15 protein-coding genes and 1 riboswitch are annotated in these 14,622 nt (G+C 38.3%); of the genes, 2 read left to right on the forward strand and 13 right to left on the reverse strand.

What is annotated here, in order from left to right; all coding sequences use genetic code 11:
• Positions 1-117: 117 nt before the first annotated feature.
• Positions 118-232: riboswitch (SAM riboswitch) on the reverse strand.
• Between the two features lie 194 nt (positions 233-426).
• Positions 427-2,013, forward strand: coding sequence for a phosphoenolpyruvate carboxykinase (ATP) (gene pckA / locus AC1DFT_RS12815; protein WP_478159146.1), 1,587 nt, complete (start codon positions 427-429; stop codon positions 2,011-2,013).
• Positions 2,014-2,060: 47 nt separating this feature from the next.
• Here pckA and AC1DFT_RS12820 read toward each other — a convergent pair whose 3' ends face one another.
• The 4 genes from AC1DFT_RS12820 to AC1DFT_RS12835 are packed head-to-tail and all read right to left on the reverse strand — an operon-like array spanning position 2,061 to position 4,453.
• Complete coding sequence (locus tag AC1DFT_RS12820; RefSeq protein ID WP_478159147.1) at positions 2,061-2,510, reverse strand: hypothetical protein; 450 nt, start codon at positions 2,508-2,510, stop codon at positions 2,061-2,063.
• 2 nt (positions 2,511-2,512) lie between these two features.
• A complete protein-coding gene (locus tag AC1DFT_RS12825) occupies positions 2,513-3,301 on the reverse strand; it encodes an alpha/beta hydrolase family protein (RefSeq protein ID WP_478159148.1) in 789 nt (262 codons plus the stop codon).
• On the reverse strand, positions 3,279-3,752 hold the full coding sequence (locus tag AC1DFT_RS12830; protein WP_478159149.1) for an NUDIX domain-containing protein: 474 nt from the start codon (positions 3,750-3,752) through the stop codon (positions 3,279-3,281). Before AC1DFT_RS12830 ends, AC1DFT_RS12825 begins: the two co-directional genes overlap by 23 nt.
• A gap of 50 nt (positions 3,753-3,802) precedes the next feature.
• A complete protein-coding gene (locus AC1DFT_RS12835; protein WP_478159150.1) occupies positions 3,803-4,453 on the reverse strand; it encodes a CPBP family intramembrane glutamic endopeptidase in 651 nt (216 codons plus the stop codon).
• Positions 4,454-4,732: 279 nt separating this feature from the next.
• Between AC1DFT_RS12835 and AC1DFT_RS12840 the strand changes: the two genes are divergently transcribed.
• Entirely contained in the window at positions 4,733-5,698 is a 966-nt protein-coding gene (locus AC1DFT_RS12840) for a fumarylacetoacetate hydrolase family protein (protein ID WP_478159151.1), read from the forward strand.
• Between the two features lie 215 nt (positions 5,699-5,913).
• Here the strand turns inward: AC1DFT_RS12840 and AC1DFT_RS12845 are convergent, their stop codons facing one another.
• The 9 genes from AC1DFT_RS12845 to AC1DFT_RS12885 all read right to left on the reverse strand — a co-directional run bounded on the left by AC1DFT_RS12845 (position 5,914) and on the right by AC1DFT_RS12885 (position 14,619).
• Positions 5,914-6,762 carry an aspartate/glutamate racemase family protein gene (locus AC1DFT_RS12845; RefSeq protein ID WP_478159152.1) on the reverse strand — a complete coding sequence of 283 codons (849 nt, stop codon included), beginning with the start codon at positions 6,760-6,762 and terminating at the stop codon, positions 5,914-5,916.
• A complete protein-coding gene (locus AC1DFT_RS12850) occupies positions 6,759-8,141 on the reverse strand; it encodes an FAD-dependent oxidoreductase (protein ID WP_478159153.1) in 1,383 nt (460 codons plus the stop codon). Before AC1DFT_RS12850 ends, AC1DFT_RS12845 begins: the two co-directional genes overlap by 4 nt.
• A gap of 4 nt (positions 8,142-8,145) precedes the next feature.
• Positions 8,146-8,592 carry a GlcG/HbpS family heme-binding protein gene (locus tag AC1DFT_RS12855; RefSeq protein WP_478159185.1) on the reverse strand — a complete coding sequence of 149 codons (447 nt, stop codon included), beginning with the start codon at positions 8,590-8,592 and terminating at the stop codon, positions 8,146-8,148.
• A gap of 20 nt (positions 8,593-8,612) precedes the next feature.
• Positions 8,613-9,347, reverse strand: coding sequence for an SDR family NAD(P)-dependent oxidoreductase (locus AC1DFT_RS12860; protein ID WP_478159154.1), 735 nt, complete (start codon positions 9,345-9,347; stop codon positions 8,613-8,615).
• A 13-nt stretch (positions 9,348-9,360) separates the two neighbouring features.
• The gene (locus tag AC1DFT_RS12865) at positions 9,361-10,779 is read right to left on the reverse strand and encodes an FAD-binding protein (protein ID WP_478159155.1); all 1,419 of its coding nucleotides are present in this window, start codon (positions 10,777-10,779) and stop codon (positions 9,361-9,363) included.
• Positions 10,780-10,795: 16 nt separating this feature from the next.
• Positions 10,796-11,665, reverse strand: a complete 870-nt coding sequence (locus tag AC1DFT_RS12870) for an isocitrate lyase/PEP mutase family protein (RefSeq protein WP_478159156.1) — start codon at positions 11,663-11,665, stop codon at positions 10,796-10,798.
• Positions 11,666-11,678: 13 nt separating this feature from the next.
• The gene (locus AC1DFT_RS12875) at positions 11,679-12,467 is read right to left on the reverse strand and encodes an adenylyltransferase/cytidyltransferase family protein (RefSeq protein WP_478159157.1); all 789 of its coding nucleotides are present in this window, start codon (positions 12,465-12,467) and stop codon (positions 11,679-11,681) included.
• 269 nt (positions 12,468-12,736) lie between these two features.
• Positions 12,737-13,738, reverse strand: a complete 1,002-nt coding sequence (gene dmpG / locus AC1DFT_RS12880; protein WP_478159158.1) for a 4-hydroxy-2-oxovalerate aldolase — start codon at positions 13,736-13,738, stop codon at positions 12,737-12,739.
• Complete coding sequence (locus tag AC1DFT_RS12885; RefSeq protein ID WP_478159159.1) at positions 13,735-14,619, reverse strand: acetaldehyde dehydrogenase (acetylating); 885 nt, start codon at positions 14,617-14,619, stop codon at positions 13,735-13,737. Before AC1DFT_RS12885 ends, dmpG begins: the two co-directional genes overlap by 4 nt.
• Between the last annotated feature and the right edge of the window lie 3 nt (positions 14,620-14,622).

Below are 14,622 nucleotides of genomic sequence, written 5' to 3' on the forward strand. Positions count from 1 at the left end.
AAACTTGAAGCCGTTTCGGACTTGGCACACAAGGATAAAGGGCGATGTTATATAAAAAAACCTTTCACTCACGTAAATGTACATGAGGAAAGGTATTAATTTCATAAGCACCTTTCACTCTTATCAATCAAGGAATCACACCTTGTCTCAGGTTGGGCACCTTTGTAATAAAAAAAATTACAGGTTGCCGGGTTTCATAGGGCCTGACCCCTCCACCAGCTCGGGATAAGAGTATCCGTTCAATAAAACATCATACGGAAACTCCGTACAAAAGTCAATAATTTTTTAGTGCCTATTAGAAAAGATAAAAAAATAATACATTAATTAGTGTAGACTATTTAACTTAATGTGTTATACTAATTCACATATAAACGAAAAATTCCTCCACCCTTGAGGAAATAATGAAAAAAGGATGGTAAATACAATATGAATTCAATCGATACGGTGAGTGAACTGAACGAATTGCTAGCTGGAAACAATATTAGCGTACAATTATCAGTGCCGCAACTTGTGGAAAAAGCAACATCTAGAGGAGAAGCTATTTTAACTTCTACAGGTGCTGTAAAAGCAGAAACAGGTAAATATACAGGCCGTTCCCCACAAGATAAATATATCGTAGAAGAACCTATCTCTAAAGACAAAATCGATTGGGGTTCCGTAAACCAACCTATCTCTTCTGAAATTTTTGACGCACTATATAAAAAAGTAACGAACTATTTAAAAGAACAAGAAGAATTATTTGTCTTTAAAGGATTCGCAGGAGCAGATAAAGAATCCCGTCTTGGCATTCAAGTGATTAATGAATTTGCATGGCATAATTTATTTGCACATCAATTATTCATCCGCCCTACGGAAGAAGAACTGTCAACACATCAAGCAGATTTCACCATTGTAAGTGCACCAAACTTCAAAGCTGATCCAGCTATCGATGGCACTAAATCAGAAACATTCATCATCGTTTCTATGGAAAAGCGTATCGTATTAATCGGTGGAACGGAATATGCTGGTGAAATGAAAAAATCCATCTTCTCTATTATGAACTATTTGTTACCAGAACAAAACATTTTTCCGATGCATTGTTCAGCAAACGTTGGAGAAGCAGGAGATGTTGCATTATTCTTCGGTTTATCTGGAACAGGGAAAACGACTCTTTCTGCAGATGCAGGACGTAAGCTAATCGGAGATGACGAGCACGGATGGTCGGATAATGGCGTATTTAATATCGAAGGTGGCTGCTACGCTAAATGTATCGACTTAACTCGTGAAAACGAACCACAAATCTTTGATGCTATTACATTCGGAACAGTTTTAGAGAATGTAGTTGTGGATTTAGAAACTCGCGTTGCCAACTATGCAGATGATTCATTAACAGAAAATACACGTGCGGCATACCAAATTCAAAATATCGAAAACATTGTAGACCCTTCCATTGCTGGTCATCCAAATACAATTGTTTTCTTAACAGCTGATGCATTTGGCGTGTTGCCTCCAATTAGTAAATTAACGAAAGAACAAGCAATGTACCACTTTTTAAGTGGGTTTACATCGAAACTTGCAGGAACAGAACGTGGAATCACATCGCCACAGCCAGCATTTTCTACTTGCTTCGGCTCCCCTTTCTTACCATTGCATGCGACTGTTTACGCAGAAATGCTTGGGAAGAAAATTGATGAACACGGTGCACAAGTTTTCCTTGTAAATACTGGATGGACTGGTGGAGAATACGGTGTTGGTAGCCGTATGAAACTTGCTTACACTCGTACGATGGTTCGTGCAGCGATTGATGGAAAGTTAAGAAATGCAGAAACTACGATAGATCCAGTATTTGGTCTTGCAATTCCTACAGAAATTGAAGGAGTACCTACTGAAGTGCTTATCCCACGTAATGCTTGGGAAGATCAAGCAGCATATGATGTAAAAGCAACGGAACTTGCACAATCTTTCCGTGAAAACTTTAAAAAATTCGGTACCGTATCTGAAGACATCTCGCTTAAAGGCGGTCCATTAGCTTAATAAAATAAAAAAGGATGTCCCATACAATTGGTGACATCCTTTTTTAATTAATCTGCATTCTCATCATAAAAACTCGTTGAGGCAGATGAAGCGAATATGGATATGAATTTTTCGGCTTCTTCTTCATCCACTTTATATAAAATAATTTCCGAACCATAATGACCAATTTCTAATCGCTCGTCCCCTGCCTTATTAAAAAACATTTTGAACCATTTTAAACCACCTTTAGGATCAATGGAGTTATTTCGAAAAAATGTACGATTTTCCTCATTTAAATTAATCGTTATTACTTTTACAAGGCCCTCATTTATAGAAGAAGTCGACCGTGGTTTCAGTTCATCAATTACCGCGACTTCCTCCTTCCAGCTTTGGATAATGACATCATCGATTTCATTTGTATACAAATCCCATAGATTCGTCCAAAAGCTTGTATCCGAAGCGAAAGATGATTTTCCATCTATACTCATCGACTCCGTTGTGACAATCACATTTCCCAATTTCAAACTCCTCTCTGCAACTTCATCCACCTACATGCATCTTTCACTACTTGCCGATTTACTTGACTTGGGAAAAAATGTGTAAATTCAGGATAATACCATGTTTCTACTATTTTATTGTTCCTTAATAATTCTTTTTCTAATATTTCCGCATGCAAAAAGGAAACATTTACATCCAACTTCCCATGAATGATCAAGATAGGAGCTTGTATTTCAGCAATTGACGGTAAGACGTTCCGTTCTTCATATGCTTCTGTTTTACTTGTCGGGGTACCACCTATTACGCGCTTCATCATTCTTCGCATATCCAAGCGTTCTTCATAAGTCAAATAAATATCCGACACTCCCGCCCATGTCACAATCGAAGCAATATCCTTTTGTAAAATAGCCGTCCATAAGGCCATAATACCACCTCGAGAAAAGGAGAATAGATGAATTCTAGTCGAGATGCAAAATTGCTTTAATACATCTACTGCATAAACAGCATCTAATCGATCTTCTCCTGCGAATTCGTCTCTCCCTTCCCCTCCACGATTTCCGCGATAGTAAGGGGCAAAAACAGTAAATCCTTCCGATGCAATTTGGGCAATTCGAGCAGGCCTTACCATCCCAATACTTTGCATACCACCTCGTAAATACAATATCCCTTCATATACTCCTTCTTTTTTTGGTGTTGCGAGCATCCCTTTGACGCGTAAACCACAGGACCAATAAGTAATTTCAGTTAAATCGATAAGCGGGTTTGGTGAAGGATACACACGCATCCTTTCAATCATTCCATTTTCTTTCATATATTTTCACCTTCTCTAACATTGCTTGCATACCTTGGTCTTRCATATGAAAGCTCAAATTTTCGCTGTTTTGCAATTCACTTGTTGATAACCAGCGAGCACCATCTGTTTCAAATTCAGTGCTCTCGTCATGAATATCCCCAACATTTGCGATAAAAACCGCCTTACAAAATGGATTTTCATCTAACACCATATATTCAGCAAACCACTCCATATCGGTTATCTCTACATTTGTTTCCTCTAAAACCTCGCGTATAGCTGCTTCTTCTAACGTTTCCTTGTCCTCTACTTTTCCCCCTGGAAATTCAATGCCCCGTACCAGATGCTTCGTTAATAACCACTTTTCCTTATATTTTGCTATTACTAACACATGCATTGCCTTTATCGGAAATACACCTTTTTCAAAGGAAAGCTCTACTTTTATTCCGTTCAAGTCTTGGAATGTAATCATTATGTATCCCTCTTTTTGTTTGCTACTAAAAATTTTATCATAGAAGGAACCTAAAGAATAATATTCCAATACACAAGCATGATTCCAATGTCCGCTAAACAGTGACTAATGATTGGTGCAGTAATCGAACCCAGTCTAATACGAAATATTCCCCACATGATACCTGCTAAAAAAACAGGAATGACTGCAAGCATATTAAAAGGGAAGCTGAAAATCTCCATTAGGACAATCAAGTGGTACATACTATAAAATATTGCCGTAATCATAACCGTTAAAACATTTCCTAATTTTAAGGATAGCCTTCCATACATGAATTCTCTCCAATAAAGTTCTTCTAAAATAGGATTAATCAGTGCTAATACTAATACTAGTATAATCACCTTCGTTCCACTAAAATCCCATTTCTTCAATAGTTGCTGTAATTGGGAAATATCTAAAACAGATGATTGAAAAATAGCGACAAATCCATAAATAGACAACAAGCAAATCAATCCACTTACAATTCCTACAATAATAGATTTCTTCGATATAAGAAGACGGATTTGATATCTATTTGTCCTTTTCCAAAAGATCGTGACAATCGGAATGAACAGTAGCCATCCATAAAAAAGAAAAAATGTGATTAAAATATTTTGCAATAAGGAGAGACCGATGAATATTAATATTGTTGGTACAAAAAGCAATATAACTTGTTTGATCATACTTCTTTCACCACCTAGTTGGTTCAATTGGAGGACTACTATTTTGTATAAGTTCTTTGAGCTATAACAATGGGAACTGGTGAACTTATTTCTATTTCCATAAGCCTTTCCAATAACCCTCTAATATTAAATATATCGTTTTTTGCTTAGTCAAGATATCCCTTTTACATTTCAATGACCTTTAGCAGTTTTCCTCTTATAAATCCAAAGACTTTTATTGTATTCTTAAAGACCAACTTCTTTCTATAATGAAACATAGTAACTAAAGGAGGAATCACTATGGGCACACGTTTATTACGTTTTGAGTATAATGGACAAAATCGTTGGGGAGTTTATGAAGAAGCTTTACGTCTTGTAGAGGGTACATTCCTAACATTAAGAAGCATTTTAACAGATGGACCTTTACAAATTACAAAAGCTAAAACAGTAGGTGCCATTATTTCATTCGAAGATATTACCCTTTTATCACCAATTACACAAGACGGGAATATTTATTGCCAAGGTACCAATTACGCCGAACACCGAGAAGAAGCTGGTTTTACGCAACAAAAGCCAGCCTATAATCTGCTGTTTATGAAGTCTCCAAGTACCTTAAGTGCTGCTAATACAAATATAGTCTGTCCGCAAGATGTACAATTGCTTGATTATGAGATTGAATTAGGGCTAGTCCTCAAGCAAGATATCACGGAAAAAACCATTATTACCGATCAAAATATTGTAGAATATGTTGGTGGATTAATTATTGCAAATGATGTCTCCGCACGCGACATACAAATTGTAGAACAGCAATGGTTTAAAGGGAAAAGTTACCGTACATTTTGTCCAACCGGCCCATACCTTTACTTACTTGAAGACGATGAAATTCATTATCTAAATGATTTAGAACTAATCTTACGAGTAAATGACGAAGTTCGCCAACATTCTTTTAGCGATCATCTATTATTTAAACCAACTGAAACATTATCCGAAATGTCTACTATTTTCGATTTACGTATTGGCGATTTAATATTAACCGGTACACCTGGTGGAGTCTGTTTACGATTAAATAAAGATATTCTCGAGCACATGATTGATACAAATGCTACCTACGAAGAAAAAATCAGTTACTTTGTAAATACACAAAAAGAAAATGGTTACTTACAACCTGGGGATATTATCGAGCTTGAAATTAAAAGTCGCGATCAATATATCGACCTTGGCAAACAAAGGTCTACTATTGTTCAAAATATAACGGTGGGCTCGTAAAAAGTAACAGTATTTACTTACACCATAACATGGCCTTTACATCGCCTTGTTATTCGAACATTGGAATTATACCAATCCATTCGCGTTCCAGTTTAATAAAAAACATAAAAATACCTTTATCCTATTTACTAGGTTAAGGTATTTTTTGCCCTTATATAGATTGCATAGATAAAGGCATCTTCCTACACTTATATGTGCAAAAAGATGCTTTCTTTTTATATCGGATTGGCTACTGAACGAATAGACAAGCCAAAATCCATTTCAGCTGACATAGCTGGCAGGTTATAGTAACCGCGTAGCTTTTCTAAAATTTCAGCTGGTGGTTTTTCATTGAAAAAGCCTGAACGAGCAATCGACATGCCACTTACTTTGTATAAATCTACCATGGATTCACACATTTTAATGCCTGCTCCAAAGGAATCTATAATCGGCACATTGTCCACATGATGAATACCAAAATTCGCCAGGAAAATATTCATTGGTCCCTCACCAGGAATAATAACATCTGCACCTTCTGCTATTGCCTGTCTCGCAGCTATTGTAAATTTTTCGATAATCGGTTGCGGATTGTTAAAGCCTTCTAAAATATCATAGAAGCCAATATCTGCTTGGATAATAGGACCTAGTTTTTGTGCCAAGCCGTATTGTTGAGCATTAAAGCGCAACTGGTCAACAAGTGGTGCTAAAAAATTCACAATTCCAATCTTTGACCCAAGCATCGACCCAATATGCATTGATGCTTGCCCATAACCTATCACAGGAATATCCACAATTGCACGTGCTTCGATTAACCCAACGTCAGGAATCGTGCCAATAAAAACAGCATCATAGCCAGCTTTTTCAGCAATCATCGCATTTCTAATGAATTGTTCCTTATGCAAGCTTTGTAAATAATTGTACGTAATAAAATGACCTGGATATTGTTGAGGATAAGTCTCCTTGGACATGCCATGTAATACAACGTCTACATCAGGACGCGCAATTTTGGATAAATGGTTTACAACAGCATCACGATAAACCGGAATGTCTTCAATGGTAGTTAAACTTTGATGCCAAATTTTCACACCAACGCCTCCTCTATATATGATTGTTGGATTGCTTGTTTAGCAGCAATACGTCCAAATATGGCAGCTTTACCGAGTGAACTTCCCGTCATATATCCTGCACCGTGGAAGCCACCTACCACTTCACCTGCCGCAAATAGACCTGGAATACTTTCACTAAAGGGATTTAACACTTCCGATTTTTCATTCACGGTTATCCCTGCATAAGTAGCAAGCATTGCTGTTGAGGTTCTCATGGCATAAAAAGGAGCTGTGATAATTTTAGTTGGTTTGCCAAATGTATGCGTAAGGGTCGTTCTTCCTAACACATCATTCTCTTTATCAACCGATTCATTATAGCTACTTATCGTTTGTTGTAGCGATAAGTGTGGAACGCCAATTATCGTTGCTAATGCTTCGATAGATTCTGCTTGTTCCATTAATCCTACTTCATCAAGTGATGCAAAATCATACAATGCATCCCCTTTTACACTTTTACTCATCACGGTTTGATCCCAAATTTGAAAAGTACCTTGATTCGACTGTTGTAATGCTGCATCTCCTAGTAATTTATAGGACATAGATTCATTTACAAAACGCTCGCCTTGCTCATTGACAATAATACCTCCCTTGTAAAAAGTATGTGCTTGGCGTTTATTGTCATTTGTAGTGCTTGGATGAAACCCGTACGTGCCTTTTAAATATGGCGTATCTCGTAACCATGCACCTTGGTCACATGCCAGCCTAATGCCGTCCCCTGTATTTCCTGCTCCCCCTAAACGGATTGTATTAGTTAACCCAGGAGCAAATTGTTCCAATAAGTCTTCACTTCGTGAAAAACCACCTGAGGTGAGAATGATACCTTTCCGTGCTTCTACTACAGTTGAATGACCTTCATATGTTACATGTACCCGCGCAACACGCTCACTTTTTTTCTCAAGACGAGTAACTAAAGCATTCGTGTATATTTTTGCGCCATGCTCCATTGCACGATCTTTTAATGTCTCAATCGCTTGAACAGGTAAAATCGTATGACCACGTGGATTTGTATGACCACTCACCGCCTGACAATCTTTAAATTGTACTCCTTGTGCTACGAGCCAATTATACGTGTCTAACTGATGGTGTCCATATGTTTCAATAAGTGTTCGATCATTTTTATACTGCCCAACATGCAACATGTCCTGCATTAAACTTTCCACGGAATCAGTAATGCCTAATTGTTTCTGAAATTCTGTTTCTGCAAATGCCATAAAACAACCACTTAATAGAGAGCTTCCTCCAATATCAGGTTGTTTTTCTAAAACTATCACATTTACTCCTGCAGCAGCGGCTTCTACAGATGCGCATAAGCCCGCCATACCAGCGCCGATTATCACAATATCTACTACTGCCTTCATAGACTTAAGCTTCCTTTGTTAATACCGCAAGAATATCTAAGCCTGCTTCGCATACTTGCATGTCATGTGAATAGTGCCCACCACTTACCCCAATTCCTCCGACGCATTCTCCGTTAATTTGAATTGGATAACCTCCACCAAATACAACGAGACGATCTGTGTGCACAAGACCTGTCATCAAAGGTGGATCAACTTTTAAACGATCATACCACTCATGCGTTGCACGATTATACGCTGCGGCTGAGAATGCTTTATTTTGGGCGATTTCTAACGCTAATACAGGTGCACCATCCATTGCTGAAAATGCTTTTAAATTCCCTGCTTTGTCTACAATAGAAATAGCAAATTTCATCCCTAATTCATTTCCTTTTTCCTCTGCTGCTTCCAACATTTGTTTTGCTAATTGTAATGAAATTGTTTGTTGTGTGAATGTGTATGTTTGTTCCATAATTCCCTATCCCCTTTGAATCATTATTTTGTAATACCTACTGGCATTCCAGTTCCGAAAGCTTCAATCGAAGCAGCTGTTATCGCTTTACTATATGGTAATGCGATATTGACAATAATATTTGCCATATCTATTGGCTGTAACCATCCCGTTTTATTTATATCTGGTCCTAATTCATCGGTCATTTTTGTATCTACTGGCCCTGGACAGATCGCATTGACGCGAATCCCATATGGCTTTAATTCTTCCCCTAGAGCTTTTGAGAAACCGATAACTGCATGCTTTGATGAAATATAAGCACTGCGATTTGGTCCCCCTTTTGTTCCCCAAATCGATGAAATATTGATAATGGTTCCTTCTTGCTTGGCAATCATGTCTGGCACAATTTGAGCGCAGAAATAATAAGGACCATTCACATTAATATTATGAACACGCAACCATTCTTCTGTCGTCGTATCAACAAAAGGTAACATGCTCATTGTGCCTGCATTATTTATTAATATATCTACGGGACCTAACTCTTCTTTTACGATAGCGCAAGCCTTTATAACTTGAGCTTCGTTCGTTACATCGCAAATTACTGCAATTGCTTGCACTTTGTATTGTTCGTTAATGATATTGACAACTTCTCGACATTCTTCCTCAAGAAGAGAACAGACCGCAATATTCGCGCCATGAGAAGCAAGTAATAAACATGTTTCGCGTCCAATACCTCGACCACCGCCTGTAACTAGGGCCACTTTTCCATTCAATAGCATGCAAATTCCCCCATTATAAATACGCTTGTTGTTGTGATCCGATCAAGCTTGTGGCATGTTCTCCTGCACGTTTTCCAAATACTAAACAACGTAAAACGGATGTCCCTCCTGGATATTTCCCATAATATAGTCCGGACGTTTCCCCTGCTGCATATAAACCCGGAATAGGATGATTGTCTCCTGATAACACTCGACCATTTATATCCGTTGCTAACCCTCCATTTGTAAATACATTGCAACAAATAATCGGATATGCAATAAATGGACCTTTATTTATTGGAATAGACCAGTTTGATTTTGGCGGTGTAATTGTCGTCGCTGCTAATCCATCTTTTTGGTTAAATAAAAATTCTCCTGTTGGACAAGCATCATTGAATTGTTTTACCGTTTGGGATAATACTTTTGCTGGAATGTTTAATGCTACAGCTAGTTCCTCTATAGTGTCTGCTACAATTGGAGGGACCTCTGTTTGTAAAGCCTCTTCATGACCAGGTATATCATACATTTTTTGATCAGAAATCATATATGCGATATGCCCCTCACATTCGTAGAAAATCTTACGAGCAACCGCTTCATATTGTTCATCAATCGTTGTTTCGCCTTCATCGACAAAACGATTGCCTCGCTGATTTACTAAAATTCCGTATGGATACATCATGACCCCTGCCTCTTCCCGTTTACTACGAGGATCAACAGTTTCGGCATGGAAAGCATCAAATTGTCCTTGGCTTTTTGCGCCAATTCGTAATGCCATGCGAATGGCCTCACCTTTATTAAATAATCCCCCTTCTGCTACAGTTGGAATTTTATGTGCATGACGACCAATATATTGTGCCATCATTTCTTGGCTTCCTTGGAAACCTCCCGCTGCTAAAATAACTGCATTTGTCGATAAGGTAAGTGTTTCTCCTTCTGCAATACGGACTTTAAGTCCCCTTACATTGCCTGATTCATCTAGAACTAAATCCCATGCAGTTGCTTCATAGATAATTTCTACACCTAGGGCACGAGCACGAAGGCTAAGCGTATCTACAATTGCACGACCACCACCAACGGGTAACAAACGCGGCTTAGAAGCAGTTAAGAACATTGTAGGTAAAAAATCAAAATCAACCCCTTTGGACTCTACCCATCGTAAAGTGGCCCCTGCATTTTCATGTAGTGTACGTATATACTGCTCATCTGCATAATGATCCGAAAACTTCAACATATCTTCTATGAAGTTTGGGGCAGGCTTATCGATATTTTCCATTCGCATATAAGCTGCTGTCCAACGGGTATTCCCTCCCCGTTCTTCAAAAGGTGCTCGCTCTAAAATAGCAATCTTAATAGCTAGATTTTGTGCTTTTGCCTCTTCCGCGGCTGCTAAGGCAGCTGATGTCCCCGCAGCTCCACACCCAACAACAATAATATCGTAATCTACTTTCGTCATATGCTTCCTCACTTTCTCACTTCCCTGAATATTGGAGTTCTAATTGTTGAATTTCTTTTAACTTAAATAGTTGCTGCCGTTGTTCCCAAGAGCAGATAAAATCATTCATATTTTTTTGAGTTTCTTCTTGTTGCAATAAGCTAATAGCTTCAACAGCCCCCTTGATCGCCCCGCGTAAAGCTGTATTTGCACACAACATAATTTGGAAACCCATTTCTTGTGCCTCGCTTCTTGATACAAGTGGCGTTTTACCACCCTCGACTAAATTTATAATATGAGGAATACCAGGGACTTCTTTTGGAATCCTTAACAGTTGTTCCAGATCTGTTGGAGCTTCCACGAAAATGGCATGTGCTCCCGCTTCCTTGTAGGCATTTGCACGCTCTAATGCTTCTTCAATTCCATAAACTCCTACTGCATCGGTTCTAGCAATAATCGCTAAGTTATCATCTAATCGTGCATCTAAAGCTGCTTTAATCTTGCCAATCATTTCTTCTTTAGAAATAACCGATTTTCCATTAAAATGACCGCATTTTTTGGGCATCACTTGATCTTCAATTTGAATAGCCGCCGCTCCTGCCCGTTCCAACATTTTCACTGTACGTTGCATATTAATCGCATTACCAAAACCTGTATCCGCATCTACAACAATGGGAATATTCGTAACATCTGCCATCCAAGATACTACTTGGGCTATTTCCGTAGCAGTAGTTAAACCAACATCTGCCCAACCAAGCTGTGCATTCGAAATACCTGCACCTGTTGCATAAATAGCCGGAAATCCTGCTTCATCGATGATACGTGCTGTCATGCCATCAAAAGCTCCTGGTAATATAAACGTCCTTGGATTTTTCAATAATTGCTGAAATTTCTCAGTCTTTTTCATATATTCCCACCCTTTAATTTACCAATTCCTTCATGTAATGAGGATTTGCTTCATAAAATAATATTTTGACCTTGTCATTACTATGAATGTCTAGTGCTTTAATGAATTGTTCATCCATCACTTCAATAATGCTAAAAAAAGTATGTTGCGCGGTTTGAATCTCTACTTTGTAATACCCTCGCTTGGGCAATGTAAAATAAGGCTCAATGCCATTTTGTAAGTCGTATTGAATTGTATATGGTCGTCCACATAGTGCATAAATTTGTTCAACCTGACCAGCTTTTAATAATCTACGGCAAATAGTTGAACTAATTTTTTCACCGGCCATTTCGACTTTTGGAACAACAACTACTTCAATTAGTTGTTGACTATGTTCAGCAATCATGTGCACTTGCCCTTCACCCTTAAAGCCATATTTATAATCAAAACCAGCGACCGCAATTTTCACGCCAAGCTTCACTAAATATTGTTCAACAAATGTCCGGGGAGACAAGCTGGCAAACTCTTTTGTAAAATGAACGATATAAAGTAAATCGACACCCAGCTTCTTTAACTGATGTGTTTTTTCTTCTAATGGCATTAAATAATCCACATATTTGTTTGTGATTACCGTTTTGGGATGGGGGAAAAAGCTCATCACAGCTAAGGGTAACTTTCTAATAGACGCATGTCGTTTGGCTGTTTGAATAACTGCTTGGTGTCCTTTGTGGAGTCCATCAAAGAAACCAAGTGCTATAACGCTCTGTTCACTTTGTTGTTGTATAGTCAGTAAATTCTTAGCATCAATTAAAATAACTTTCATGATGGAGTACCTCCTTTTACCTTTTAATTTAAAATGATTTGACAGAGTTTAGATTTCTTCCTTACCCCGAAGATATTGGATAACTTGCTTTAATCATATAAAACGAAGTATGGGGCAACTAGAATAGTTTTTTACGAGAATCAATTTATTTTCCGATAGATTTTAACGAATTTTATAAGAATAGTAGATTTGCAAAGGATGGTTTGTGCAATATAGGGATAATAAAAAAAGCTGTCCAGATACTTTATTCTCTGGGCAGCTTCTTGTTTTTATTTTGTCGCACCAATGTTTTGTGCGACTTCATATATCATATCTTCTTGCCCGCCTACCGTTTTTCTGCGACCAAGCTCAATTAAAATATCACGTTCATCTACTCCAAATTGCTTTGCAGCTTTTTCGGTATGAAGTAAAAAACTTGAATATACGCCTGCATAGCCCATCATCAAGCTAGACCCACTAATTTCTTGGGGCCGTAGCATCATAGGTGCCATCACATCATTAGCCACATCGATAATGTCATATAAATGAACACCCGTTGAAATATTCAAACGGTCTAATACAGCAATAATAGCTTCCGTTTGTGTGTTCCCACTCCCTGCTCCAAGTGCACGTAAGGATCCATCAATATAAGTAGCACCAGCTTCCACAGCTGCTAATGTATTTGCCATCGCAAGCGACAAATTATTATGAGCATGAAAACCAATCTCACAACTAATATGCTCTTTTAATGCACGGATGCGCTCTGTTACTTGCTGTGGCAATAAAAAGCCTGCTGAATCAGTTACATATACAATTTCAGCACCGTAACTTTCAAATAATTTCGCTTGTTCTACAATTACTTTTGTATCGGCCATATGTGCCATCATTAAAAAGCCTGCTGTTTTCAAACCAAGCTCTCGACTTAGAGCGATATGTTGGGCAGCAACATCCGCTTCTGTTACATGGGTTGCAACGCGTGCCATTTGAGCACCAGCACTCACTGCATTTTGCAAATCACCTTTAACGCCAATACCCGGTATTAATAAGACTGCAACTTTTGAATCATCACATTCATCTACTGCAGCTTCAATTAGTTTTAGTTCATCCACTGCAGATAAGCCATATTGTAAGCTGGAACCACCTAGACCATCTCCATGGGAAACTTCAAAGTATTCTACACCAGCCTTATTTAAGCCCCGTGCAACAGATCGAACTTGTTCCTCTGTATAAGCATGTTGCATCGAGTGGCTACCATCACGTAATGTAACGTCTAATACATGCACATCTCTCATACACGGATTCCTCCAATAACTTGATTTTTAGCCATCTCATTAGCAACACGTGCAGCAGCTGCGGTCATAATGTCTAAGTTCCCAGAGTATTTTGGAAAGAAGTCACCTGCCCCTTCTACTTCTATAAAAATGGATACTTTTTTCCCATCAAAAATAGGCTGGCCTCTTAAACGGTAACCTGGAACATATGATTGAACCTCTTTTACCATTTCTTGAACGGATTCAATAATTTCTTGTTCCTTACCTTCTTCAGTTAATAAAGCATGCACTGTATCACGCATTATAATAGGTGGTTCAGCTGGATTTAATATAATGATAGCTTTTCCTTTTTTCGCTCCACCGACTTCCTCAATTGCTCTTGCAGTTGTATAGGTAAACTCATCAATATTTGCACGAGTTCCAGGACCAGCACTTTTACTTGCTACTGTTGCAACAATTTCCGCATATTCAACTGGGATAACACGATTAATGGCATATACCATTGGGATTGTAGCTTGTCCACCACAAGTCACCATATTGACATTATCTGCTTCAAAATGTTGCGTTAAATTTACAGATGGCACAGTAAATGGACCAATCGCAGCAGGAGTTAAATCAATCATCTTTTTTCCAGCTGCTTTGACTATTGCGAAGTTTGCCTCATGCGCATATGCACTTGTCGCGTCAAACACGATATCTACTAAGTCCATATGATCACGCAAGCCTTCCATACCATTCTCAATCGTTTTATATCCCCGATCTTTTGCTCTGCGCAACCCTTCAGACGCTGGATCGATACCAATCATCACGGACATTTGTAAATAATCACAGCGCTCTATCTTGTACATTAAATCCGTTCCAATATTACCTGAACCAATGATTCCTACTTTTAACTTTGACATCTC

The sequence above is a fragment of the Psychrobacillus sp. 05T411 genome, from assembly GCF_056396485.1.